Below are 23,022 nucleotides of genomic sequence, written 5' to 3'. Positions count from 1 at the left end.
CGCGCCGGTGCGGCGAGTTGTGAGGGGTTGGTGTCGAGGCTTTCGCCGCGACGTGGGGCAACGTCCGCTAAGGGTGGAAAACTGACATTTGCATAACCGGAGAGAGCAGATTGCCGCTCGTTGAGAAACTTGCGATCTTGGGCGCATCCAATCAATTGAGAGTTGATCATGAAGAGGCCTGAAGAATTGATTGCCCCCTTCAGTCTGCGGGTTCCTCGCGGAGGCGTGATGGTCCGATTTGCCGTCCTTCAGTTCATGGGCGCCTATGCGCTGTGGGCAATCTTCCGGATGGAGGCGAACACGAGTCTCACTACGGGCGATCGCCTTCTTGTTTGGTTCTCCGTGGCCGGATTGCTGGCTATCTGGGCCGTTCTGATGACAGCTCTCGTCGCTCGATTGCTTCAGCCCGCATACTTCATCGTTTTGGAGGACGGATCAGCGCAATGGACTCCCTGGTTCCGCGCTCGTGCGCTAAAATTTTCTCCTGCCGCGCGCTTCACCGTAGAAAGGAATTTTCTGGTTTCGACTGCTGATGACGAACCACCTTCAGGCGAGCTTTTCAAAATACCAATTTCAAGGAACTTCGAGGTGATGCGGCCGCCTGTGCCGTCGAGCGCCTGAACCTCCGTGTGGTCCGGCGAAATGTCCGCAATGGGTGGAAAGCGGACATTGCGAACTGCCTCCTGCCATGACAGCCTGCGGCCATGAAAATCGATGCTGAGAACTATGAGCAAATGCGTGCGTCGTTTGCTCGCCTGGTGCGCGACACCGTGCCAGTCGAGTTGCTGACAGCCGAGACTGATCCCGTAATTTGCCTTGATCAGCTTGCGGCCCAATCTCCCGCCAAAGCGAGGCAAGGTCTTGCGATGGCCATTGGGGACACCATTGAAGCCACTGATGGGTGGCCTCGCGATAGAGTAGCAGCCATCGACGACGAGCTTGCGCTAAAAGGGTTGCCGAGCCTGAGCGCGATGAGGTTCCAGTTCTCTAAGGTCGTGCGTCGGGTAGCTGCTCGCGGCTCCATCAAGAACGACGTTGAGTATCACGCGGTTCGCAACACCGTCGAGATGAGCGCTGACGGCCACGCTTCGCTGTGCGAGTTGCTCTCAGCGTATGAGCAGCGGCTGGCGGGCTAATGTCCGCAATGGGTCGAAAGCAGACGTTTTCGACAGGCTAGAAAAGACAAGCCTCCGCACGTCGGAATTGGCAGTTCGCGTTCTTTCTCGCCTCCTCGCGTGGTCGAACGGTCGGACGAGCGATGAAGACGAGGGTATCTGATGAAGATCGCAGCCGCATCCATCCTCCTGTTGCTGGCATCCGCAAGTACAGCGTCGCAGGATCTTCCCAGGAAGGCCGCCGGGCCCGAGTTGTGGCGGCTGGATTGCGGGTCGATCGACGTCGACCTCGCCACCTTCTCGGACACCGGCCTTTATGCTGGTCAGAAGCGGACGCTTTCTGCCAGCTGCTACCTGATCAGGAATGGCGACCGGTTCCTGCTTTGGGATACCGGACTCGATGGCGCGTTGGCGGGCAGACCGAAGGACAAAGACGGCAGCTTCCTGAGGCAGCGGCTGGTTCCGCAGCTCGCCCGGATTGGCGTGGAGCCGGGCGACATCAGCTTCGTCGGGATCAGCCATTACCATTACGATCATACCGGTCAGCTCCCCGACTTTCCCAAGGCGACGCTGCTGATTGGCAAGAAGGATTTGGAGGTCGTCCGGTCGAGGGATCAGCTCAAGCCGCAGTTTCTTCCCTGGCTCGAGCAGGGCTCAAAGGTCACGGAAGTGACCGGCGACCAGGACGTTTTCGGTGACGGGCGGGTGACGATGCTGTCGATGCCCGGGCATACGCCGGGGCATTCGGCACTGCTGGTGCGCCTCGCGTCCGGGCCGGTGCTGCTGTCCGGCGACCAATATCATTTCCAGGAGCAGGTGGCGAACCGGGGGGTGCCGACCTTCAATGCGGATCGGGCGGATACCCTCGCCTCCCACGACCGCTTCGACCGGCTGGCCAAGAACGTCGGCGCGCGCGTGATCATCCAGCACGAGCCTCGGGATATTTCGAAGTTGCCGGCCTTCCCCAAGTCCGCGAAGTGATCGGCGGCCGGACCGAACGAGCGGCCGCCCTCGTTTAACCGTTCCTCGATCGACGGTTCGGTCTCGGGCCGAAAGCGGCTCTAGCGCATCAAGCGCCATTCGGCAGGCAGGAAGTCGGTCGACATGTAGAAATAGAAGTTGCAGCGGGCGCCGCGGCCGCCGCTGCCGCCCTTGGTCAGGCCGAAGGCGACGTCGCCCGCGAACACCGGGCCGCCGCTGTCGCCGCTCTTGCAGTCGTTGGTGCGCACCGTGATCCAGGTTGGTGCGCACGCCCCGGCGCAGAGCGTTCCGGGCGGGGCGAATTGGGTCAGTTCGACCTCGGCGCAGCTATAGCCCGAGCTTTCGCCATAGTGGCACAGCCATTCGCCCGCGCGGGTGCTCAGCCGCGAGCGGGCGCCCGCCAGCTTGCGCAGCGCGCCGGCGGGACGGTCCGCGTAGAAAAAGGGTTGCTGATCGGCGGGGGCGAGGTTGACCTGCACGTCCTGCGTCCGCGCGCCCCACTGACTGACATAGGGCAAGGTCACGCGCGCACCGTCGGGGTCGCGGAAGGTGAGTTCGTCGGGGCAATGCGCCGCGGTCGCGATCCCCGGGCGCGCGCCGTCAGTGACCGCGAAGCCGGTGGTGCAGGCGTAACGCTTCCCGTCGAGGCTGTGCACGCCTTCCACCCGCGCCCCGCCGGTCAGCGACAGGTTGGCGATCGGGCGGTCGGCGAGATCTAGCCGGACCCGGACCCCGGTGATCGCTTCGGCCTTTGCCTTCAGGTCGGCGACGTCGAGCCGCGCCGCGTCGGCCGAGCGGATCAGGATCACCAGCTCGCCGGTGCGCGCGTCGAGCCCCATGCCACGCGCATTGGGCAGCAGCGCGGTGAGTTCCGGCCCGCGCTGGAGCATCGCGCGGACGACCGTGTCGCCGCTGAACGGCGCGCCGGTGCGAAAACGGATCGGGATCGCAATGCCCTCGGCCACCACCTGCGTGTCGGCCACGGGCGCGTCGCCGGTGAGCAACACAACGATCTGCAAGGCCGGCGAATGATCGACCGAAATGCCGACCAGCCGGTCGCGATAGGCCTCGCGCAGGCGGTCGGTGACGGTCGAACTGACCTGCAGCGCGCGCAGCCGCGTCGCCGCTTGGTCCTCGCTCACTCCGTAGCGGCGGGCATAAGGCACCGCGTCCTGCGCGAACGCCTGGTCGGGCGTCTGCACCGGCGCCGCCGTCGCGGGAGCGGCGGCAAGCAGGGCGGCGGCGAGGCGCGAACGGGCAAGCGAGGTCATCGACGTCCTTTCTGACGCCGCCAAGATTGACGCAAGCTGACGAGCCTCGCCAACCGCGATCCGCCTCGCTAACGAAGCGCACGACAAACAGGGGAATTTCGATGCCATCCGGACTGATCGCGCTGCTCGACGACGTGTCGATGATCGCCAAGCTTGCCGCTGCGTCGGTCGATGACATCGGCGCCGCGACGCTGAAGGCGGGGACCAAGTCGGCGGGCGTGGTGATCGACGATACCGCAGTCACCCCGCGCTACGTCACCGGCCTGTCGCCCGACCGCGAACTGCCGATCATCTGGAAGATCGCCAAGGGCAGCCTGAAGAACAAGCTGCTGTTCCTGCTTCCCGCCGCGATCGGACTGGCCGCCTTCGCGCCGTTCCTGATCACCCCGATCCTGATGATCGGCGGCGCCTACCTCGCCTTCGAAGCGACCGAAAAGATCCTGGAGGCGATCAGCGGCGACCACCATGCCGAGGCCGACTTGATGGCCGCCGACACGCCCGAGGAACTGGAGAAGAGGCAGGTCGCGGGCGCGGTTCGCACCGACTTCATTCTTTCGGCCGAGATCATGGCGATCGCGCTCAACGAGCTGGAAGGCATGAGCATCGGCATGCAGGCCGCGGCGCTTGCGCTGGTCGGGCTGGCGATCACCGTCGCCGTGTACGGCGTGGTCGGGCTGATCGTGAAGCTCGACGACATCGGCATCCACATGACCGAGCGCGACAACAATGCGGCGCAGTCGTTCGGCCGGGGCCTCGTCCATGTCGTGCCCAAGCTGCTGAAAGCGCTGTCGGTGATCGGCACCGCGGCGATGCTGTGGGTCGGCGGCGGGATCCTGCTCCACGGTCTGGAAGAGCTCGGCGCGCCCGCGATCCCGCACCTCGTGCACGACACCGCGCATTCGATTGCGGTCGCGCTTGGTGGCGGCGGATTCGGTGCAGTGGTCGAATGGATCGCCAACGCGATCGGCGCGTCGATTGCCGGCGCCATCGTCGGCGGCGCGATCGTGCTAGCGCTCAAGCCCTTCCACAAGAAGCCCGCTGCCAGCGACGCGGTCGAGGCGCACTAAGGCGATGAACTGGCTGCTCGTCTTTCTTGGCGGCGGCCTCGGCTCGGTCACCCGCTTCGCCGTCGGCCGCGCGGCGCTCAGCCTGCTCGGTCCGGCGTTCCCGTGGGGCACGCTGGCGGTCAATGTCGTCGGCAGCTTCGCCATCGGGCTCGCGGTCGGCCTATTCGACCTCGCCCAGACCGCGCAGCCCGCACGACTATTCCTGATCACCGGCTTCCTCGGCGGCTTCACCACCTTTTCCGCCTTCAGCCTCGACGCGCTTACGCTGTGGCAACGTGGGGAGCCCGGCCTCGCCGCGCTATACGTCGGCGCGAGCGTGCTCGTCAGCCTCGCGGCCATCGCTGCCGGCCTTGCCTTGGCGCGCTGAGCCCCCATCTCGCGGCCAGCCTACGCGAAGGAGCCGCCATGACCGATTACACCCCGCCCGCCGTCTGGAAGTGGGAAAAGCCCAGCGGCGGCAAGTTCGCTAGCATCAACCGCCCCGTGTCGGGCGCGACCCAGGACGCCGAGCTTCCGCGCGGCGATCACCCGCTCCAGCTCTACAGCCTCGGCACTCCCAACGGGATCAAGGTCACGATCCTGCTCGAGGAGCTGCTCGCCGCGGGCCATGCCGGCGCCGAGTATGACGCCTGGCTGATCGACATTGGCGAGGGCGCGCAGTTCGGATCGGGCTTCGTCGCGCTCAATCCCAATTCGAAGATCCCCGCGCTGCTCGACCTCAGCGATCCCGCCAAGCCGCAGCGCGTGTTCGAAAGCGGCGCGATCCTGCTCTATCTCGCCGAGAAGTTCGGCGCCTTCCTGCCGACCGACCCCGCCGCGCGCACCGCGGCAATGAGCTGGCTGATGTGGCAGATGGGCAGTGCGCCCTTCCTCGGCGGCGGCTTCGGCCACTTCTACGCCTATGCGCCGGTCAAGATCGAATATGCCATCGACCGCTACGCGATGGAGGCGAAGCGCCAGTATGACGTGCTCGACAAGCATTTGGCCGACAACCGCTTCATGGCGGGCGACGACTATAGCATCGCCGACATGGCGATCTGGCCGTGGTACGGCGGCGTCGCCGAAGGCGCGGCCTATGACGGCGCCGCCAAATTCCTGGGGCTCGCCGAGTATCGCCACTTCAATCGCTGGCGCGAGGAAGTCGCCGCCCGGCCCGCCGTCCAGCGAGGCCGCCGCGTCAACCGCAAGACCGACGACAAGAACCCGGGCTTCGTCGCCGAGCGGCACGCGGCAGCGGACCTGGACTAGGGCTTAGTTCTCGTCGCTTGCGAGAACTTTCCAACGACGCTTGCGCGTCGCCGGAACCTTAGTTCTCGTCCCCTCCGAGAACCTTCCAACGACGCTTGCGCGTCGCCGGAACCTTAGTTCTCGTCCCCTCCGAGAACCTTCCAACGACGCTTGCGCGTCGCCGGAACCTTAGTTCTCGTCGCCCATGCGTAGGGCGGCGATGAAGGCTTCCTGCGGGATGCTCACGCTGCCGTATTCGCGCATCTTGAGCTTACCCTTCTTCTGCTTCTCGAGCAGCTTGCGCTTGCGGGTCGCGTCGCCGCCGTAGCATTTGGCGGTGACGTCCTTGCGCATCGCGCTGATCGTTTCGCGGGCGATGACCTTACCGCCGATCGCGGCCTGGATCGGGATCTTGAACAAGTGCCTGGGGATCAGTTCCTTGAGGCGTTCGACCATGCCGCGGCCGCGCGTTTCGGCGGTGCCGCGGTGGACGATCATGCTGAGCGCGTCGACCGGCTCCTCGTTGACGAGGATGCTCATCTTGACGAGGTCGCCCTCGCGGTTGCCGATCTGGTGATAGTCGAAGCTGGCATACCCCTTCGACATCGACTTCAGCCGGTCGTAGAAGTCGAACACCACTTCGTTGAGCGGCAATTCGTAGGTGAGCTGCGCGCGGCCGCCGACGTAGGTGAGATTCTTCTGGATGCCACGGCGGTCCTGGCACAGCTTCAGGATCGGGCCGAGATATTCGTCGGGGACGTAGATCGTCGCTTCGATCCATGGCTCCTCGATGCTCTCGATCCGGTTGACGTCGGGCATGTCGGCGGGATTGTGAAGCTCGATCGTCTGCGCCGGCTCGTTCTTCGAATGGCTGAGCACCATCTTGTACACCACGCTCGGCGCGGTGGTGATGAGGTCTAGGTCGTATTCGCGAGTCAGCCGCTCCTGGATGATCTCCAGGTGGAGCAGGCCGAGGAAACCGCAGCGGAAGCCGAAGCCGAGCGCCGCGCTGCTTTCGGTCTCGAAGCTGAAGCTGGCGTCGTTGAGGCGCAGCTTGCTGATGCTTTCGCGCAGTTTTTCGAAGTCGGCCGCGTCGACCGGGAAGAGGCCGCAGAACACGACCGGCTGAACTTCCTTGAAGCCCGGCAGTGCTTCGGCGGCGGGCCGCTTGGCATCGGTGATGGTGTCGCCGACGCGGGTCTGTGCGACTTCCTTGATCTGCGCGGTGATGATCCCGATCTCGCCGGGACCGAGCTCGGGCAGGATTTCCAGCTTCGGGCGCATGCAGCCGACGCGGTCGATCAGGTGGCGCGTGCCCGCGGCCATGAACTTGATTTCCTGGCCCTTCTTGATGACGCCGTCGATGACGCGGATCAGGATGACGACGCCGAGGTAGGGGTCGTACCAGCTGTCGACCAGCATCGCTTTCAGCGGCGCGTCGCGGTCGCCCGTGGGGGCGGGGATGCGCTCGATCACCGCGTCGAGCACTTCCTCGATGCCGATCCCGCTCTTGGCCGAGGTCATCACCGCGTTCGACGCGTCGAGCCCGATCACTTCTTCGATCTCGGCGCGGACCTTTTCGGGCTCGGCGGCGGGAAGGTCGATCTTGTTGATGACGGGCACGATCTCATGGTCGTGTTCGATCGACTGGTAGACGTTCGCGAGTGTCTGCGCCTCGACGCCCTGCGCCGCATCGACGACCAGCAGCGCGCCTTCGCACGCGGCGAGGCTGCGGCTGACTTCGTAAGCGAAGTCGACGTGGCCCGGCGTGTCCATCAGGTTGAGCTGATAGCCCTTCCATTCCAGCCGCACCGTCTGCGCCTTGATGGTGATCCCGCGTTCCTGCTCGATCTCCATATTGTCGAGCACCTGGCTCGTCATCTCGCGCGCGGTCAGGCCGCCGGTCGTCTGGATCAGCCGATCGGCGAGCGTCGACTTGCCATGGTCGATGTGCGCGATGATCGAGAAATTGCGGATTTTGGAAAGGTCAGTCATCGCGCCGCCCGCTAGCAGAGCAAAGTTGCGCTGTCATCGGCGACGCGCCGGAACGTTTCGGGAGTTAAACCGTCATGCCCGCAACAGGGAGACGGCAAATGGAACGAGTGCGGCGGATCGAAACGTGGGCGCGGCTGGGCTATGCGGCGCGGGGACTGGTGTACATCCTGCTCGGCTGGATCGCACTGTCGACCGGCAAGGCGCTGTCGACCGGAGAGACGGTAAAGGCGATCGAGGATCTGCCGCTGGGGTCGGCATTGCTCGCGCTCGTGGCGGTCGGCCTGTTCGGCTACGGCCTCTACAAGATTTACGCCGCGATCATGGACCTCGACTGCAAGGGCGACGACGCGAAGGGTCGTGCGCGCCGCGCGTTCAGTGCGATCGGCGGCATCGGTTACTGGATCCTCAGCTTCATCGCGGTGCGCGCGCTGACGAGCACCGGCACCACGAGCGGTGAGGACGGTCAGGCGACCGGTTCGACCGGGACGCAGCAGCAGGCGGCCGAGCAGGTGTCGCAGGCGACCGGCGGCGACACTCTGCTGGTGCTGATCGGCATCATCGTGCTGGGCGTTGCGGGGGCGCAGGCGATTGTCGCCTACAAGGCCAAGTTCATGGACGGGATGGCGGGCGCGCCGTCGATCATGAAGCCGGCGGGCCAGGTCGGCTATGCAGCGCGGGCGCTGGTGATCGGCATTGTTGGCTGGTCAATCGTCAAGGCGGGCATGGATCACGAGCGGATGCGCGGGTCGGGCGATGCGCTGGCGCTGCTCCGCAACCAGAGTGAGACCCTGTTCCAGCTGGTCGCGGTCGGGCTGATCCTGTTCGGCTTCGTCAGCCTGCTGATCGCGCGCTATCGCACCATCGCCAACGACGACCTCGTCGCACGGCTTAAGGGCAAGGTGGCCGAGCACCGCCACTGAGCCCCCGTTGGTCGACCGGGTCCGACCGTTGGTCGAAGCCGGTTGCGTAGCGCCACTTTCTCCCTAGTCTCCCCGCCCGATCATAGGGGAGTTATTTCATGACGTTGACCGCCCGCCGCCTGTCGCTGCTGCTTGCCAGCGCGTCGCTGCTTGCCGCCTGCCAGACTACGCCGACCACCACTGACATCGCCTCCGCACCGCCGGCCGCTCCGGCCGAGGCGCTTCAGGCCGAGCCGGTGCCCGTCACCGAGTTGGCGAGCGCGGTCACCATCCCGCACCAGCGCTTCGTGCTCGACAACGGCCTGACCGTCATCGTCCATGAAGATCGCAAGGCGCCGGTCGTCGGCGTCGCCATGTGGTACAACGTCGGCGCCAAGGACGAGCCCAAGGGCAAGACCGGCTTCGCGCATTTGTTCGAGCATCTGATGTTCAACGGCAGCGAGAACCTGCCGGGCGACTTCTTCGAATATCTGCAGCAGATCGGCGCGACCGATTACAACGGCACCACCAACAGCGATCGCACCAATTACTTCCAGACGGTCCCGCGCGGCGCGCTCGACCGGGCGCTGTTCATGGAAAGCGACCGCATGGGTCACCTGCTCGGCGCGGTGACGCAGGGCAACTTGGATAACCAGCGCGGCGTCGTGCAGAACGAGAAGCGCCAGGGCGACAATCGTCCGGGCGGCCTCGTCTTCTACGAAGTGCTCAAGAACGTCTTCCCGGATGGCCACCCGTATCAGCACTCGACGATCGGCTCGATGGCCGACCTCGACGCCGCCAGCCTGGCCGACGTCGGCAAGTGGTTCACCGACAAGTACGGCCCGAACAATGCGGTGCTGGTACTGGCCGGCGACCTGAACGCCGCCGAAGCGCGCCCGCTGGTGCAGAAGTACTTCGGATCGATCCCGCGCGGCCCGGTCAACAATCCGGCGCAGGCCGCGGTGCCGGTGCTTGCCGCGCCCAAGTCGATGGTGATGAAGGACAATGTCGCCGCGGTGCAGGTGTCGCGCTGGTGGCCGGCGCCGGGCCTGCTCGACCCGCGTCTTGCCGCGCTCGACGTCGGCGGATCGGTGCTCGGCGGTCTCGCCAGCTCGCGCCTCGACGAAGTGCTGGTCCGCAATGAAAAGATCGCGACGGGTGTCCAGGCCGGTCTTTACGCCTTCCAGCGCGTCGGCATCTTCAACGTCCAGGCGACGGTGAAGCCGGGCGTCGATCCGGCGCTGGTCGAGCGTCGCCTGGATGAACTGGTCGCCGAATATATCGCCAATGGCCCGACCGAAGAGGAAGTCCGTCGTGCCGCGCTGAGCGAAGTCGGCGGCAAGATCCGCGGGCTCGAGCAGGTCGGCGGCTTTGGCGGCAAGGCCGTGACGCTGGCCGAAGGTCAGACCTTCGCCGGCGACAGCGACTGGTACGCCAAGAACCTCGCCACCTATGCCGCGATCACGCCGGCGGCGGTGACGACCGCGATGCGCGAATATCTGTCGAAGCCGGCCTTCTCGCTGCGCCTCGAACCCGGCCAGCGCGCGCCTTACCAGGAAGCGGCGTCGGTCGGCGGCAAGGCGGCCAAGCTCAACAAGGATGCGACCGCGGCACGCCCCGGTCCCAAGCGCGAAGTGCCGCCGGTCGGCACGCTGTCAGGCCTCGACTTCCCGGATGTCACCAAGGCGACGCTGTCGAACGGGATCGAGATCCAATACGCGCAGCGCAACGCCGTTCCGGTGACGCAGATGGCGCTGTCGTTCGACGCCGGCGAAGCTGCCGATGTCGCCAACGGTCGCGGCCTGCAGTCGATGGTCATGACCATGCTCGACGAAGGCACCACCAGTCTGTCGTCGCAGAAGGTGGCCGAAGCCAAGGAAAGCCTTGGCGTCGAGATCGAGGCGGGCAGTTCGCTCGATCGTTCGACCGTCAGCATGTCGGCGCTGAGTGCCAACCTCGGCCCGTCGCTCGCGCTGATGGGTGACATCGTCAAGAATCCGGCGTTCGATCCGGCCGAGCTGGAGCGCGTCCGCACCCAGCGCCTGACCGCGATCAAGCAGGTGCAGAAGGACCCCAACGGTATCGGCCAGCGCGTGCTGCCGGCGCTGCTTTATGGTCCCAACCACCCGTATGCGGTGATCGCGGGCGGTGACGAAGCGGCGATCAGCCGTTTCAGCCGCGCCGATCTGGTCGCGTTCAAGGACGGCTGGCTCCGTCCCGACCGCGCCAAGATCTTCGTCGTGTCGGATCGTCCGCTGTCGGAAATCCAGCCGCTGATCGAGGCCGAGTTCGGGCGCTGGGCAACCCCGACCGTCCCCGCGGGCGTGAAGAACTTCACCGCGCCGCCGGCACGGCCGTCCCAGGCACGCATCGTGCTCGTCAACCGTCCGGACTCGCCGCAGTCGGTGATTCTGGGCGGGCAGCTGACCCCGGCCGACCCGCGCAACAACATCGAAGCGCTGACCAGCGCGAACGATGTGCTGGGCGGCAACTTCCTCAGCCGCATCAACATGGACCTGCGCGAATCGAAGGGCTGGTCCTACGGCGTGCGCGGTTCGGCGCAGCTGAGCGAGAAGTCGGTGCCCTACTTCATCTCGGCACCGGTTCAGGCCGACCGCACGGGCGACTCGCTGGTTGCGCTCAACGAGCAGATCGGCGGCTTCCTTGGCAACAAGGGCGTCACCGGGCCGGAACTGACCCGCACCATCGCCAACCGGATCAATATGCTTCCGGGTCAGTATGAGACGTCGGAAGCGGTGCTCGGCGCGATGATGTCGAACGACCTGTTCGGTCGTCCGCTCGACTATCAGGAAAGCCTGGCCGCCAAGTATCGCGGCTACACCGCGGCGAGCCTCGACCAGGCGATCCGCGGCGCGGTCGATCCCAAGGGCTTCGTCTGGGTCGTGGTCGGTGACGCCGCCAAGGTGAAGCCGCAGCTCGACAAGCTGGGCCTGCCGGTCGAAGTGATCCAGCCGCGCTAAGGCGCCAGGCCGGACGCAAACAGGAACGGCGCGGGGAGCGATCCTCGCGCCGTTTCCTTTTGGCCTTTTCCTATTCGCCCTGACGCAGGATCAGGCGGGCGACCGAGATCGTCTGGACGACGAAAATGGTGATCATGATGGCGGCGACCACGCCGACGAAAATGTCGAAGCCATTGAACAGCGGCGGGGTGGTGTCGCGCCCGAGCACGAACATCAGGACGGTCATCGCGATCAGCAGCAGCCGAAGCTCGGTCGGCCCCGCGGCGACGTAGGACAAGCGAAGCTCGCCGATGATCCGCGCCGACAGGAAGGCGTGGATCGACAGCAGATAATAGCCGGCGAGCGCGAGCAACGCGACGTCGAGCCGGACGAACGGGCTGATCCCGAGGCCGCCAACGATCATCAAATTGCCGAGGCCGTCGGCGCTATGGTCGATGAAATAGCCGAAGCGCGGTCGCTCGATCGAGCGGAAGCGCGCGAGGCTGCCGTCGAGCGAATCGCCGAACCAGTGAACGAAGAAGCCCGCGATCGCGAGGCCGAGCCAGCCGATATCGACTGTGCTGAGGCCATAGCCGACGAACACCATTGCCGCGCCGACGAGGCCGAGCGACGTGAGCTGGTCGGGCGTCACCCACGCCGGCAAGCGGGCGCAAAGCCAGGTCAGCAGCCGCCGCTCGACTCGGGCGACGAGGTTTTCCTGGATTCGGGTGATCGGCTTGACGTCGGGCAGCGGACGGTCCTGGCGGTTGATGGGTCAATCGCCGCCGTGCTGTAATATCAATGTCATTTCAAGTCCGGGGGCTGCCGACCCTCGTGGCATGCCCCATCTTCCGGCCGGGCCGTGCCTCCCCCTTGCCGTAGAGGTGCAGCGCCGCTCCCGGCTCCGCTAGCAGCTCGGCCCAGCGGTCGACGTCGGCTCCGATCAGATTGTCCATCGTCGCGCCGCCCGCGATCAGGCCGGGATCGCCGAGCGGCAATCCGCAGATCGCACGCACATGCTGTTCGAACTGAGAAGTGAACGCGCCTTCGATGGTCCAATGCCCGCTATTGTGGACGCGCGGGGCGATTTCGTTGACCAGCGCGCGCTCGCCGACCGCGAAGAATTCGACCGTCAGCACGCCGACATGGTCGAGGTCGTGGGCAATGGCGATGGCGGTTCGGCGCGCTTCGTCACCAAGCGGCTCGATCCCCTTCGAAGCAGGGACGGTCGAGCGGCGGAGGATGCCGCCTTCGTGGCGATTCTCGATCGGGCCGAACAGCGCGGTGGCGCCATCGGCGGTGCGCGCGACGATCAGGCTGAACTCTGCATCGAAGGCGACGCGTGCCTCGGCAACCGCGGGCTGCCCGCCGATCGACTGCCATGCCGCGTCGGCCTCGCTGGCGTCATGCACCCACGCCTGCCCCTTGCCGTCATAGCCGAGCCGGCGGGTCTTGAGCAGGATCGGCGCGCCGAGCGCGTCGAGCGCCGCGCGCACATCCTCGACGCCGTCGATCGTCCGCCACGGCGCGACGCCGGCGCCGATGCGGTCGAGGAAGCGCTTTTCCTCGGCGCGATCCTGCGCGACCGCGAGGCTGGTGGTGCCGGGGCGAAGCTTCGCGCCGAGCACGTCGAGCGGCTCGACCGGGAGATTTTCGAATTCATAGGTGACGACATCGCACGCGTCGCCGAATGCCTTGAGTGCGTCGCGATCGGTGAAGTCCCCGCGTGTGAATTCGGCCGCGACCTCGGCCGCGCAAGGGCGGCGGTGCGGGTCGAAGACGTGGCAGCGATAACCGAGCCGGGCCGCCGCCACCGCCATCATCCGGCCGAGCTGGCCGCCGCCGACGATGCCGATGGTGGAGCCGGGTGGAACCGTCATGCGGGGTCGGTGGGGACCGCGTCGGTCTGTGCCTGCCGCCAGTCGGCAAGGCGCGCGGCGAGCGCTTCGTCGGTGGTCGCCAGCATTGCCGCGGCGAGCAGCGCGGCGTTGACCGCCCCGGCGCGGCCGATCGCCAGCGTGCCGACCGGGATGCCGGCGGGCATCTGCACGATCGACAACAGGCTATCCATTCCGCTCAGCGCCTTGCTTTCGACCGGCACGCCGAGCACCGGGAGCGCGGTCATCGACGCGGCCATGCCGGGCAGGTGCGCCGCGCCGCCCGCGCCGGCGATGATCACCTTGAGCCCGCGGTCCTTCGCGCCCTTGGCATAATCGTAAAGGCGTTGCGGGGTGCGGTGCGCGGAAACGACCTGCGTTTCATGCGCGACGCCGAGCGCATCCAGCGTTTCGGCGGCATGGCGCATCGTTTCCCAATCGGACGTGCTGCCCATGATGATTCCGACGATCGGGTCGGCCATATCCGGTCCTCGGCTGAAGCGGGAAAGTTGCACCGCCGTCTAAAGCGGTGTGGCGCGTGGTGCAATCTGGGACAGGCGGATGAAGCCGATTCCACTTTTTGCCGTATCTGATTTATGCAGCACGTCATTCAGCGGGAAGATTTCATGCACGACGTGGCGCGCGAAGCCTCGGATCCGGCGATGTTGCTCGAAGAGATCGAGCGGCTACGCGGTGACGTCGCGGCGCTCCGCGCACAGGTCGTCGAACTGGAGCAACTCGCCTTCCGCGACCCGCTCGTCCCGCTTGCCAATCGCCGCGGGCTGATGCGCGAACTCGAAGGCATGATCGCGCGCCATCATCGGCACGGAATTCCGGCGGCGATGCTGTTCGTCGATCTCGACGAGCTGAAGCGACTCAACGACCATTTCGGTCATGGCGGCGGCGATGCCGCGCTGATCCACGTCGCGCACAAGCTGCTCGACGGGACTCGAACCAACGATTGCGTCGCGCGGCTGGGCGGGGACGAATTCTGCATCCTGCTCGATCATGCCGACGAAGGCCTGGCGATGGAGATCGCGGGCCGGCTGGTGTCGATGATTGCCGGCGAGGAATGCCTGTACGAAGGCGCGTCGATGCCGCTGTCGGTGGCGATCGGGATGACGACGATCGAGGATGGCGACACGCCGACGACCGTGCTCGCCCGCGCCGACCAAGAAATGTACCGGGTTAAAGCCGCAGCCTAGGACGGCTCGGCCTCAGCGTTCGCTGAGGTAGTAGCGGTCCTTGACCGACAGGTCGTCGCCAAGCTCGTAGACGATCGGCTGGCCGGTCGGAATTTCCAGCCCGACGATATCCGAATCGGCGATGTTCGACAGGTGCTTTTCGAGCGCGCGGAGCGAATTGCCGTGCGCGGCGACGATCACCCGCTCGCCGCGGCGAAGCGCGGGGACGATCTCCGCCTCGTAATAAGGCAGGACGCGCGCGATGGTGTCCTTGAGGCTTTCGGTATTCGGCACCACGATCCCGGCATAGCGACGGTCCGACGCCAGCGCATAGGGACTGTCGAGGTCGAGCGGCGGCGGCGGAATGTCGAACGAACGGCGCCAGATCTTGACCTGTTCCTCACCCACCTTGGCAATCGTCTCGGCCTTGTTGAGGCCGGTGAGCCCGCCATAGTGGCGCTCGTTGAGCCGCCAGTCCTTGTTTACCGGCAGCCAAAGCCGCTGCATTTCCTCCAGCACGAAGTTGAGCGTGCGGATCGCGCGGGTCTGGAGCGAGGTGAAGCAGCGATCGAGATCGAGCCCCTTCTCCTTGAGCAGCACGCCGGCGGCGCGCGCCTCGGCGACGCCCTGCTCGGTAAGGTCGACGTCCCACCATCCGGTGAAGCGGTTTTCCAAATTCCACTGCGACTGGCCGTGGCGGAGCAGGACGAGCGTCGGCATCAGCGCTTGGCCCGGTTGGCTTCGGCCTCGATCACGTCGGGCAGGATCGCGTGGAGCGCGTCGAGGCAGGCGCCGGCGAGATACTTCGAACGCTCCGGCGACCAGCCGTACAGCTCGTCGGGCAGGTCGTCATTGTCCTTGAACGGCATCTCCAGCGTCATCGAGCAACAGCCGAAGCGCTCGGCGAGCTGGGTCGTCGACATGGTCATGTTGGCCTCGCCCGGCTTGGCGATTTCATAGCCCTGCCGGGTCTGGAAATCGGGCGAGATGCGCTCGAGCGTGTCGCTGTACAGCTTGAACAGGTTCGACTGGCGATCGGTCAGCGAGGGGATGCCCTCGAACCCGGCGAGGAAGTTGGCGGGGATCGCCTCGTCACCGTGGATGTCCATCGCAAAGGCGGGTGGATCCTGATCCATCGCATTGCGGACGCAGAGCACTTCGGGACTCTTTTCGGCGGTCGGGGTTGCCCACTCGCGGTTGAGGTTGGTGCCGACCGCGTTGGTGCGAAGGTGACCGCGCTGCGACCCGTCGGGATTCATGTTGGGAACGACGTGGAAGGTGCAGTCGCGGCGAAGGACGCGCGCGATGGGATCGTCGGGGTCGGTCAGCTTTTCGAGCGCGCCTTCCATCCACCATTCGGCCATCGATTCGCCCGGATGCTGGCGCGCGTAGAGCCACACGGTCAGGTCGCCCTCGCCGATCGTCAGGCAGTCGATGTCCTGCCCGTCGAGGCTTTTGCCAAGGCTGCGATATTCCACGCCGGGAAGCGCGGCGACGGTCGACACCAAATCATGGTGACGCTCCATCGAATAAGGCGCGAAGTAGGCGAGCCAGACGAGGTCGGATTCGGGCGTGAAGCGGATCGTGAGGACGCCATCGTCATAGCTGGTGCCGGGAATCTGCGTCCAATCCTCGCGGTCGATCGACACGCGCGCCTTGTAGCCGGGCCAGCCGCCCGGATAGGCCGACGCGCCGCAATTGGTGATGCGCAGCGTGACTTCGCGGCCACCGGCGCCGGCGAGGCGGAAGTGGAACCATTGGAAGAAGTCGCTTTGGTGATCCTTGACGATTTCAAGGTCGATGCGGTCGCCCTGTGCCTCGACGACGCGGATGTTGCCGGCGTCGAATGCGCTCGAAATCGTGATGGCCATGAGGATCCTGTTGCGGTCGAGAATGGATAGGTGGGCGCCTGATAGTGCGGTGCCGGTCGATGGGCAAACCCCGCGTTTCGACGAACGGCGGTCGGGGCGCTGGTCGCGGGCGCACCGGTCCGATACGCCGGACGCCGAACCACCATTCGAAAGCCGATCCCCCATGCGCGTTTCCGCCCTGCTTCTTGCCGGCCTTGCCTTCCTGTCCCCGCTGCCGCTGGCGGCGCAGGCCGTTTCCGACGTCCACGCCGCCCAGCGCGTCCGCGCCGACATCGAGTTCCTCGCCGCCGATTCGCTCGAGGGGCGCGACACGGGATCACGCGGCTATTTGATCGCCGCCGACTATGTCGCCGCGCAGTTCCGCGCGATCGGGCTGGTCCCGGCGGGCGACAATGGCACCTGGTTCCAGCAGGTGCCGTTCCGCCGCGCCTCGTTCGCGCAGCCGCCCGTCGCCGCGCTGACGATCGGCGGTCGCCGCCTGGCCCTGACCGCGGGCAAGGATTTTTCGATGCGGCCGAACGCGACGGTCAAGGCGATCAACAGCAGCGCTGGCTTCGTGTTCGTCGGGCGCGGGTTGCGCGACGCGCGCTACGGCATCGACGACTATCGCGGGCTGGACGTGCGCGGAAAGGTCGTCGTCGCGCTATCGGGAACGCCCGCCGGCCTGCCGAGCGAAGTCGACGCGCACCTCGGCGCGACCAAGGTCGACACCGCCGCCGCCGCGGGCGCGGTCGGCTTCATCGAAATCCCCGCGCGCTATTCGGGCAATAGCGGGGCGATCCGCAGCGCCGGTCGTCCGCTGATCGACTGGATCGACAAGTCGGGCCGCGCCGGGTCGACCGCGCCCGCCATGCTGCTGCGCATGGGCGTATCGAAGGACATTGCCGAGAAGCTGTTCGAAGGCGCGCCGAAGTCGCTGTCGGCGGTGCAGGCCGAGAGCCGCGGCAAGACCGCGCCGCGCGGTTTCGCGCTTCGCCCGACGATCCAGGTGCAGGCGACCTCGACGTGGGAGGAATTCACCAGCCCAGAAGTGATCGGCAAGCTGCCCGGGTCGGACGCCGCACTGTCGCGCGAGCATGTCGTGCTGATGGGTCACCTCGACCACCTCGGTGTGAAGGCCGATGCCAAGCCCGGCGAAGACCGCATCTACAATGGCGCGCTCGACAATGCCGCCGGGGTGGCGACGCTGCTGGAGGCCGCGCGCAAGTTCGCCGCGCAGCCGGTGCGGCCCAAGCGCTCGCTGCTGTTCATCGCCAACACCGGCGAGGAACGCGGGCTGCTCGGCGCCGATTATTACGCGGAATATCCGACCGTGCCGAAGGCGAGCATCGTTGGGCTCGTCGACCTCGACATGCCGCTGCTGCTCTACCCGTTCACCGACGTCACCGCGTTCGGCGCGGACCATTCGACGATCGGCGCGACGGTGGTCGCGGCAGGCCGCACGATGGGCGTGTCGGTCAGCCCCGACCCGATGCCCGAGGAAGCGATCTTCACCCGGTCCGACCATTATATGTTCGTGAAGCGCGGGGTGCCCGCGGTGCTGTTGATGACCGGCCATGCCAATGGCGGGAAGGCGAAGTGGGACGCCTATCTCAACAAGACCTACCATTCGCTCGGCGACGACCTCAGCCAGAAGATCGATTGGGACGCGGGCGCGCGCTATGCCGACCTCAATTACCGAATCGCGCGCGGGATGGCCGATGCGCCGCAGCGGCCGATGTGGCTGCAGGGCGATTACTTCGGCGATCTGTTCGATCCCAGGGGGCCGCGCGCTCCGGCGACCGCCCCCCGCCGTCCTTGACTTGTCCCGGCGCTCGCCATAGGGGGAGCGCCGGTTTTCCAAACCTCCGACATAACCAGATTTAACGAAGGCAGGCGTCCCGGCCATGAAGATTCGCAATTCACTGAAGTCGCTGAAGTCGCGTCACCGCGACTGCCGGGTGATTCGCCGCCGCGGCCGCACCTACGTCATCAACAAGACGAATCGTCGCTTCAAGGCTCGCCAGGGCTAATCAAGCCTTCCGACGGGTTGCACGAACCCCGCTCGATCGCTCGGGCGGGGCTTTTTGCGTATCTCAAGCGTTTGGATTATAGGCGTAAATACCGCCGACCTAACGGTTTGTCGCTCGTCGCGCTCGTTTCATCCTTCGTTCAGGAGGGCGCGTGTAGAGCGGTAGGCTAGGAGTGAAGATGATGACACGCACAGTGAAGATCGTACTGATGGTTGCCGGCGTGGCGCTCGCCGCCGGGGCGGCCTCGGCTGCCTTCGCCGATCCGGGTCAGAACAAGTCGACGCCAAGCAGCTGGAATTACGAGATCAAGGACGGCAAGCGCGTCCCCAAGGCCGCGCGGCAGTCGAACGCCGACGGCAGCTGGCGCGAGGAAAGCCGCAAGGGCGCCTGCGTCACCGTCAAGGAACGCACCCCGTCGGGCGAATATAAGGAAGTCCGTCGCTGCGACTGACGCCTCATGCGTCGCTGTTGACCAGATTGACTTCGTCGAGCCCGGTGCCGCCCTCGGTGCCGGGCTTTATCGTGCACGGCGGAAGGTCGAACTGCGCGTTATCCTTGCACGGGCGGACCTGCACCGTGTCATTAGCGCCGATGAACAGCGCCCATTGCCGCTTGTCCGAACAGGTGGCCGTCCACATGTCCATGTCCTTGTAGCGAGTCGAAAACCCGCTCGTCACGAGTTGCGGGCAGGACAGGCCCTGCCCTGAGATCGCGCGCTTCAGTGCGATCGTACGGTTAAGGTCAGAGAGTTCGAACAATTGTTTCTGCGCTGCGCTGCGGACCACGATGTCCTTGGCGGGCGGTGGGGCGGCGGCTTCCTGCTGGCACGCGGCAAGGGCGGTCAGGGCAAGCAGCGAAATCGTCGCGCGGATCATGCGTCTCTCCTTGGGCGTCAGGCGCCGGTGCGCCGACGCTGTAACAACGCCGCCGCCGCGCCGGGGTTCACTCCGTCGGTCAGCGCGACGAAGATGGTGTCGTCGCCAGCGATCGTGCCTGCGACTTCGTCGAGCCCCGCCGCGTCGAGCGCGTTGGCGACCAGGTTCGCCGATCCGGGGGGTGTCCTGAGCACCAGCATGTGGCCAGACACCAGGATCGAATCGACCCATTCGGCCAGCAGCCGGTCGAGTTTCGCCGCGGCGAACCCCGGTTCGACGTCGCCCGGAAGGACATAGCGGATCGAGCCTTCGCGCTTCAGCTTGACCGCGCCAAGCTCGAGCAAATCGCGGCTGACGGTCGCCTGCGTCGCCTCGATCCCCGCGAGCGACAGGCGCGCGACGACTTCCTCCTGGCTGCCGACCCGGTGCGACTGAAGCCAGTCGGCGATCATTCGCTGGCGCTGCGCCTTGGTCGTCACGGCGCGGTCTCGGCGACCATCGTGCCGATGCCTTCGTCGGTGAACAGCTCGACCAGGATCGCGTGCTCGGCGCGGCCGTCGATCATGTGCGCGCTTCCCACGCTGCCCTCGACCGCCTCGGCGCAGGCCTGAAGCTTGGGGATCATGCCGCCAGTGACCGATTCGTCGTCGATCCGCCGCCGCGCCTCACCCGCGGTCAGCCGCTGGACCAGCGTCGAAGGATCGGCCGGGTCTTCGAGCAGGCCGATCGTGCTGGTGAGGTAAATCAATTTCTCCGCGCCCATCGCGACCGCGATCGCGCGCGCGGCGTCGTCGGCGTTGATGTTGTAGGGCTGGCCCGTCGTGTCGGCGCCGACGGTCGAAACGACCGGGATCAGCCCGTCGTCGTGGAAGTCGTGGAGCAGCGCGCCGCGCACCTTGCTGACCCGCCCGACAAATCCCAGCTTCGGGTCGATCGGCTCGACCTCCAGCAGGCGGCCGTCCTCGCCCGCGACGCCGATCGCGACCGGCTCCAGCGCGTTGATCGCGGCAACGAGGTCGCGGTTGGTCTTGCCGACCAGCACCATGCGGACGATGTCGAGGCTGGCGGCGTCGGTGACGCGCAGCCCGTCGATCCGGGTCACCGCAATCCCGGCCTGCGCCATCATCGTGTCGATCTGCGGACCGCCGCCGTGGACCAGCACCGGGCGGATCCCGACCGAGTGGAGCAGCAGAATGTCCTTGGCGAGGCTGCGCATCAGCGCCGGATCGGTCATCGGCACGCCGCCGACCTTCACCACGATCGTCTTGCCGGTGAAGCTGCGGATATAGGGCAGCGCCTGGATGAGGATCCCGGCGGTTTCATTGGGTGCCATCATGACGTCGCTGCATTTTCCTTGATATATCCGGGCCCTAGGTCGACCGACACGGCGCGGCCCACGCCGTCGCCGATGCCCAGGTCGATCAGGATGTCGATCTCCTCGCCGGTCATGTGGTCGCGGACCGCCGCGCTGTCGTGCGCGATCTCTACCCCGCCGCGCGCGACCTCGACGCCGCCGTAGCTGACCGCCGACGCGTCGGTCGAAAACTCGACCCCGCACGATCCCGCTTCCGCCAGCAGGCGGCCCCAATAAGCGTCGGCGCCGTACCAGCTGCACTTGATCAGCTGATTGTTGCCGATCGACCGCGCGACTTTCCGCGCCTCCGCATTGCTGGCGGCGCCGGTGACGCGGACGACGACCAGCTTGGTCATCCCTTCGGCATCGCGCGCCATCATCAGCATCAGTTCTTCGCACACCTGCCGAACGTCGTCTTCGAACTGGTCGAGGTCGATGGGACGCCCCTTGCGGCCGCTGGCGAATAGCATGACGGTATCGTTGGTCGAGGTCGCGCCGTCGGTAATGAGCTCATTGAAGGTCGCGTCGGTTGCGCGCTGCAGGATCGGGCGAAGCTCGTCGGGCGCCACCGCCGCATCGGTGGTCAGGAATGCCAGCATCGTCGCCATGTTCGGCGCGAGCATGCCGCAGCCCTTGGCCATTCCCCCGACCGAATAGCCATCGCGCTTGACCGAAGCCTCCTTCGGCCGCGTGTCGGTGGTCAGGATGCCCTTGGCGGCGTCGCGATGCCCGTCGCGGCTGAGCGTGTCGGCAAGGATCGGGATCGCGGTCAGGATCTTGCGCATCGGCAGGCGGAACCCGATCAGCCCGGTCGAGCAGACGAGCATGTCCTGCGATGCGCAGCCGACCGCTTCCGCCGCCGCGTCGCACATCGCTTCGGAATCGGCGCGGCCCTTTGCGCCGGTCCCGGCGTTGGCGTTGCCGCTGTTGACGATCACACCCGATGCCATGCCGCCCGACCCCTGCAATCGTTCGAGACTGGCCTCGACCGGGGGCGCGCGGAATCTGTTCTGGGTGAACACCGCCGCGGCGGGGACGGGCTCGCCGTCGTCGGTCGCCAGCAGGCTGACGTCGCGGCGCGACGCCTTGATGCCCGCCGCCACGCCCGAGGCGACGAAACCCTCGGCCAAAGTCACGCTCATGGAAACACTCCGATGTTGGACAAGCCCGCGCCTTCGTCGAGGCCGAGCATGAGGTTGGCGCACTGGATCATCTGACCCGCCGCGCCCTTGCCGAGATTGTCGATCGCGGCGAGCGCGACGACCGTCCCGGTGCGCTCGTCGTACCGCGCGCTGAGGAAGGCGGCGTTCGATCCGGTCGCCCACTTGGTTTCGGGCAAGGCCTCGCCGACATGGACGAAGCGTTCGCCCGCCCAGGCATCGCGCAGGATCGCAAGCGGATCGCACGGCGCGGTCGCCTTGGCGTAGCAGGTCGCGAGGATGCCGCGGCTGGTGGGTAGCAGGTGCGGGGTGAACAGCACTTGCGCGCCGGTCATCATTTCGATCTCGGCGGTGTGGCGGTGGCGGGTCAGGCCGTAGGCGCGGAAGCTGCCGTCGACGGTGCAGAAATGCGTGCCCGCGTTGGCCGAGCGGCCCGCGCCGCTGACGCCCGACGCGGCATCGACGACGATGCCCTCTTTTTCGATCACGCCCGCTTCGACCAGCGGGCGAAGCGCCAGGCTGGCCGCGGTGGGGTAGCATCCGGGCGCGGCGACGCGAGACGCGGCAGCGATGGCGTCGCGGCGGACCTCGGGCAGACCGTAGACGAAGCTGTCGAGCAGGTCGGGCCGCTGGTGCGGCTCGCCATACCAGCGTTCATAGTCTTCGGCGGTGTCGAGGCGGAAGTCGGCGCCGAGATCGACGATCTTCGCTCCGCTGCCGATCATCTCGTCGGCGAGCGCCTGGCTCTCGCCGTGCGGGAGGGCGGCGAAGATGAGATCGCTGCCGTCGAGCAGCTTGGGGTCCCACGCGTCGAATGCGCGGTTGGCGTAGGCGAGCGACAGGTGCGGGTGGAGACTGGCGACCGGCTGGCCCGCGTTCGAATTCGCGAAGGCGGCGCCGACCTGCAACGAGGAGTGCGCGGCGATCAGGCGCAGCAGTTCGCCGCCGACATAGCCAGAGGCACCAAGGATCGAGACGGTCTTCATTTCGCCGTCCATGCAAGAAACTGTATTTTTATGCAACCGCGCGTTCGCGGGCCATTCGCTCATATTCGGCGGCGAGATCGCGCAGCGCCTGCGCGATCACCGGGTCGTCGGCTTTTTCCGCCATCGAACGGAGCGTCTTGGCATCGGGACGAGGGGCGGCAATCGACATGGCGGATCAATGATCGGAC

General features: G+C 66.3%; 25 protein-coding genes. 12 read left to right on the top strand and 13 right to left on the bottom strand.

The window, feature by feature from the left end:
* Positions 1–228: 228 nt before the first annotated feature.
* The 3 genes from SH584_RS08660 to SH584_RS08650 all read left to right on the top strand — a co-directional run bounded on the left by SH584_RS08660 (position 229) and on the right by SH584_RS08650 (position 2,096).
* Positions 229–621 (top strand): hypothetical protein, encoded by a 393-nt coding sequence (locus tag SH584_RS08660; protein WP_324806342.1) that lies wholly within the window; start codon positions 229–231, stop codon positions 619–621.
* Positions 622–704: 83 nt separating this feature from the next.
* Complete coding sequence (locus SH584_RS08655; protein WP_324806340.1) at positions 705–1,136, top strand: hypothetical protein; 432 nt, start codon at positions 705–707, stop codon at positions 1,134–1,136.
* A gap of 141 nt (positions 1,137–1,277) precedes the next feature.
* Positions 1,278–2,096: an N-acyl homoserine lactonase family protein gene (locus SH584_RS08650; protein ID WP_324806338.1), complete on the top strand. Its 819-nt coding sequence runs from the start codon at positions 1,278–1,280 to the stop codon at positions 2,094–2,096.
* An 80-nt stretch (positions 2,097–2,176) separates the two neighbouring features.
* On the opposite strand, the gene SH584_RS08645 is transcribed toward SH584_RS08650, so the two are convergent.
* Entirely contained in the window at positions 2,177–3,367 is a 1,191-nt protein-coding gene (locus SH584_RS08645) for a chymotrypsin family serine protease (protein ID WP_324806336.1), read from the bottom strand.
* A gap of 101 nt (positions 3,368–3,468) precedes the next feature.
* On the opposite strand from SH584_RS08645, the gene SH584_RS08640 reads away from it, so the two are divergent.
* From SH584_RS08640 to yghU, 3 genes are read left to right on the top strand one after another with little or no spacing between them, the layout of a single operon-like run.
* Positions 3,469–4,434 carry a DUF808 domain-containing protein gene (locus SH584_RS08640; RefSeq protein ID WP_324806334.1) on the top strand — a complete coding sequence of 322 codons (966 nt, stop codon included), beginning with the start codon at positions 3,469–3,471 and terminating at the stop codon, positions 4,432–4,434.
* A 4-nt stretch (positions 4,435–4,438) separates the two neighbouring features.
* Positions 4,439–4,801, top strand: coding sequence for a fluoride efflux transporter CrcB (gene crcB / locus SH584_RS08635; protein ID WP_324806332.1), 363 nt, complete (start codon positions 4,439–4,441; stop codon positions 4,799–4,801).
* 38 nt (positions 4,802–4,839) lie between these two features.
* Positions 4,840–5,682: a glutathione-dependent disulfide-bond oxidoreductase gene (gene yghU, locus SH584_RS08630; RefSeq protein WP_324806331.1), complete on the top strand. Its 843-nt coding sequence runs from the start codon at positions 4,840–4,842 to the stop codon at positions 5,680–5,682.
* Between the two features lie 168 nt (positions 5,683–5,850).
* Here the strand turns inward: yghU and lepA are convergent, their stop codons facing one another.
* Complete coding sequence (lepA, locus tag SH584_RS08625; RefSeq protein ID WP_322841606.1) at positions 5,851–7,656, bottom strand: translation elongation factor 4; 1,806 nt, start codon at positions 7,654–7,656, stop codon at positions 5,851–5,853.
* A 98-nt stretch (positions 7,657–7,754) separates the two neighbouring features.
* On the opposite strand from lepA, the gene SH584_RS08620 reads away from it, so the two are divergent.
* Positions 7,755–8,576, top strand: coding sequence for a DUF1206 domain-containing protein (locus SH584_RS08620; protein WP_324806327.1), 822 nt, complete (start codon positions 7,755–7,757; stop codon positions 8,574–8,576).
* 98 nt (positions 8,577–8,674) lie between these two features.
* On the top strand, positions 8,675–11,536 hold the full coding sequence (locus SH584_RS08615) for a M16 family metallopeptidase (protein WP_324806326.1): 2,862 nt from the start codon (positions 8,675–8,677) through the stop codon (positions 11,534–11,536).
* Positions 11,537–11,606: 70 nt separating this feature from the next.
* On the opposite strand, the gene SH584_RS08610 is transcribed toward SH584_RS08615, so the two are convergent.
* The 3 genes from SH584_RS08610 to purE are packed head-to-tail and all read right to left on the bottom strand — an operon-like array spanning position 11,607 to position 13,874.
* Entirely contained in the window at positions 11,607–12,287 is a 681-nt protein-coding gene (locus SH584_RS08610; RefSeq protein WP_324809543.1) for a CDP-alcohol phosphatidyltransferase family protein, read from the bottom strand.
* Positions 12,288–12,324: 37 nt separating this feature from the next.
* Positions 12,325–13,395, bottom strand: a complete 1,071-nt coding sequence (locus SH584_RS08605; RefSeq protein WP_324806324.1) for a 5-(carboxyamino)imidazole ribonucleotide synthase — start codon at positions 13,393–13,395, stop codon at positions 12,325–12,327.
* Positions 13,392–13,874 (bottom strand): 5-(carboxyamino)imidazole ribonucleotide mutase, encoded by a 483-nt coding sequence (purE, locus tag SH584_RS08600; RefSeq protein ID WP_322841610.1) that lies wholly within the window; start codon positions 13,872–13,874, stop codon positions 13,392–13,394. The genes SH584_RS08605 and purE overlap by 4 nt, the downstream gene beginning before the upstream one ends.
* Positions 13,875–13,988: 114 nt before the next feature.
* Between purE and SH584_RS08595 the strand changes: the two genes are divergently transcribed.
* A complete protein-coding gene (locus SH584_RS08595; protein WP_322841611.1) occupies positions 13,989–14,597 on the top strand; it encodes a GGDEF domain-containing protein in 609 nt (202 codons plus the stop codon).
* Positions 14,598–14,609: 12 nt separating this feature from the next.
* Here SH584_RS08595 and gpmA read toward each other — a convergent pair whose 3' ends face one another.
* Together gpmA and SH584_RS08585 are read right to left on the bottom strand one after the other, a co-directional pair.
* The gene (gpmA, locus tag SH584_RS08590) at positions 14,610–15,296 is read right to left on the bottom strand and encodes a 2,3-diphosphoglycerate-dependent phosphoglycerate mutase (protein ID WP_324806320.1); all 687 of its coding nucleotides are present in this window, start codon (positions 15,294–15,296) and stop codon (positions 14,610–14,612) included.
* The gene (locus tag SH584_RS08585; protein ID WP_324806318.1) at positions 15,296–16,447 is read right to left on the bottom strand and encodes a M14 family metallopeptidase; all 1,152 of its coding nucleotides are present in this window, start codon (positions 16,445–16,447) and stop codon (positions 15,296–15,298) included. Before SH584_RS08585 ends, gpmA begins: the two co-directional genes overlap by 1 nt.
* A 163-nt stretch (positions 16,448–16,610) precedes the next feature.
* Here SH584_RS08585 and SH584_RS08580 point away from each other — a divergent pair, with 163 nt between their 5' ends.
* The 3 genes from SH584_RS08580 (at position 16,611) to SH584_RS08570 (ending at position 18,910) form a co-directional block, all read left to right on the top strand.
* On the top strand, positions 16,611–18,248 hold the full coding sequence (locus SH584_RS08580; protein ID WP_324806316.1) for a M20/M25/M40 family metallo-hydrolase: 1,638 nt from the start codon (positions 16,611–16,613) through the stop codon (positions 18,246–18,248).
* 85 nt (positions 18,249–18,333) lie between these two features.
* Entirely contained in the window at positions 18,334–18,459 is a 126-nt protein-coding gene (gene ykgO / locus SH584_RS08575; protein WP_006833921.1) for a type B 50S ribosomal protein L36, read from the top strand.
* Between the two features lie 181 nt (positions 18,460–18,640).
* Positions 18,641–18,910, top strand: a complete 270-nt coding sequence (locus SH584_RS08570) for a hypothetical protein (protein WP_324806314.1) — start codon at positions 18,641–18,643, stop codon at positions 18,908–18,910.
* A gap of 4 nt (positions 18,911–18,914) precedes the next feature.
* Here SH584_RS08570 and SH584_RS08565 read toward each other — a convergent pair whose 3' ends face one another.
* From SH584_RS08565 to SH584_RS08540, 6 genes are read right to left on the bottom strand one after another with little or no spacing between them, the layout of a single operon-like run.
* A complete protein-coding gene (locus SH584_RS08565; protein ID WP_324806312.1) occupies positions 18,915–19,334 on the bottom strand; it encodes a hypothetical protein in 420 nt (139 codons plus the stop codon).
* Positions 19,335–19,351: 17 nt separating this feature from the next.
* Positions 19,352–19,813 carry an arginine repressor gene (locus SH584_RS08560; RefSeq protein ID WP_324806310.1) on the bottom strand — a complete coding sequence of 154 codons (462 nt, stop codon included), beginning with the start codon at positions 19,811–19,813 and terminating at the stop codon, positions 19,352–19,354.
* Complete coding sequence (argB, locus tag SH584_RS08555; RefSeq protein WP_324806308.1) at positions 19,810–20,670, bottom strand: acetylglutamate kinase; 861 nt, start codon at positions 20,668–20,670, stop codon at positions 19,810–19,812. Before argB ends, SH584_RS08560 begins: the two co-directional genes overlap by 4 nt.
* Positions 20,667–21,830, bottom strand: coding sequence for a bifunctional glutamate N-acetyltransferase/amino-acid acetyltransferase ArgJ (gene argJ, locus SH584_RS08550; RefSeq protein WP_324806306.1), 1,164 nt, complete (start codon positions 21,828–21,830; stop codon positions 20,667–20,669). The genes argB and argJ overlap by 4 nt, the downstream gene beginning before the upstream one ends.
* Positions 21,827–22,834 carry an N-acetyl-gamma-glutamyl-phosphate reductase gene (gene argC, locus SH584_RS08545; RefSeq protein ID WP_324806304.1) on the bottom strand — a complete coding sequence of 336 codons (1,008 nt, stop codon included), beginning with the start codon at positions 22,832–22,834 and terminating at the stop codon, positions 21,827–21,829. The genes argJ and argC overlap by 4 nt, the downstream gene beginning before the upstream one ends.
* A 28-nt stretch (positions 22,835–22,862) precedes the next feature.
* The gene (locus SH584_RS08540; protein ID WP_322841621.1) at positions 22,863–23,003 is read right to left on the bottom strand and encodes a hypothetical protein; all 141 of its coding nucleotides are present in this window, start codon (positions 23,001–23,003) and stop codon (positions 22,863–22,865) included.
* Positions 23,004–23,022 lie beyond the last annotated feature (19 nt).

It is taken from the genome of Sphingomonas sp. LY29, assembly GCF_035593985.1.
Lineage (GTDB): Bacteria > Pseudomonadota > Alphaproteobacteria > Sphingomonadales > Sphingomonadaceae > Sphingomicrobium.
The sequence above is the reverse complement of the archived record's forward strand: the minus strand, read 5'-3'. Positions and strand labels throughout refer to the sequence as shown.

Coding starts and splice junctions, on each gene's coding strand:
- SH584_RS08615 (WP_324806326.1), top strand. CDS start 8,675: ATGACGTTGACCGCCCGCCGCCTGTCGCTGCTGCTTGCCAGCGCGTCG.
- SH584_RS08585 (WP_324806318.1), bottom strand. CDS start 16,447: ATGGCCATCACGATTTCGAGCGCATTCGACGCCGGCAACATCCGCGTC.
- SH584_RS08655 (WP_324806340.1), top strand. CDS start 705: ATGAAAATCGATGCTGAGAACTATGAGCAAATGCGTGCGTCGTTTGCT.
- SH584_RS08580 (WP_324806316.1), top strand. CDS start 16,611: ATGCGCGTTTCCGCCCTGCTTCTTGCCGGCCTTGCCTTCCTGTCCCCG.
- SH584_RS08540 (WP_322841621.1), bottom strand. CDS start 23,003: ATGTCGATTGCCGCCCCTCGTCCCGATGCCAAGACGCTCCGTTCGATG.
- SH584_RS08660 (WP_324806342.1), top strand. CDS start 229: ATGGTCCGATTTGCCGTCCTTCAGTTCATGGGCGCCTATGCGCTGTGG.
- SH584_RS08565 (WP_324806312.1), bottom strand. CDS start 19,334: ATGATCCGCGCGACGATTTCGCTGCTTGCCCTGACCGCCCTTGCCGCG.
- SH584_RS08640 (WP_324806334.1), top strand. CDS start 3,469: ATGCCATCCGGACTGATCGCGCTGCTCGACGACGTGTCGATGATCGCC.
- SH584_RS08605 (WP_324806324.1), bottom strand. CDS start 13,395: ATGACGGTTCCACCCGGCTCCACCATCGGCATCGTCGGCGGCGGCCAG.
- argJ (WP_324806306.1), bottom strand. CDS start 21,830: ATGAGCGTGACTTTGGCCGAGGGTTTCGTCGCCTCGGGCGTGGCGGCG.
- purE (WP_322841610.1), bottom strand. CDS start 13,874: ATGGCCGACCCGATCGTCGGAATCATCATGGGCAGCACGTCCGATTGG.
- argC (WP_324806304.1), bottom strand. CDS start 22,834: ATGAAGACCGTCTCGATCCTTGGTGCCTCTGGCTATGTCGGCGGCGAA.
- SH584_RS08595 (WP_322841611.1), top strand. CDS start 13,989: ATGCAGCACGTCATTCAGCGGGAAGATTTCATGCACGACGTGGCGCGC.
- gpmA (WP_324806320.1), bottom strand. CDS start 15,296: ATGCCGACGCTCGTCCTGCTCCGCCACGGCCAGTCGCAGTGGAATTTG.
- crcB (WP_324806332.1), top strand. CDS start 4,439: ATGAACTGGCTGCTCGTCTTTCTTGGCGGCGGCCTCGGCTCGGTCACC.
- SH584_RS08645 (WP_324806336.1), bottom strand. CDS start 3,367: ATGACCTCGCTTGCCCGTTCGCGCCTCGCCGCCGCCCTGCTTGCCGCC.
- ykgO (WP_006833921.1), top strand. CDS start 18,334: ATGAAGATTCGCAATTCACTGAAGTCGCTGAAGTCGCGTCACCGCGAC.
- SH584_RS08650 (WP_324806338.1), top strand. CDS start 1,278: ATGAAGATCGCAGCCGCATCCATCCTCCTGTTGCTGGCATCCGCAAGT.
- yghU (WP_324806331.1), top strand. CDS start 4,840: ATGACCGATTACACCCCGCCCGCCGTCTGGAAGTGGGAAAAGCCCAGC.
- SH584_RS08570 (WP_324806314.1), top strand. CDS start 18,641: ATGACACGCACAGTGAAGATCGTACTGATGGTTGCCGGCGTGGCGCTC.
- SH584_RS08620 (WP_324806327.1), top strand. CDS start 7,755: ATGGAACGAGTGCGGCGGATCGAAACGTGGGCGCGGCTGGGCTATGCG.
- lepA (WP_322841606.1), bottom strand. CDS start 7,656: ATGACTGACCTTTCCAAAATCCGCAATTTCTCGATCATCGCGCACATC.
- argB (WP_324806308.1), bottom strand. CDS start 20,670: ATGATGGCACCCAATGAAACCGCCGGGATCCTCATCCAGGCGCTGCCC.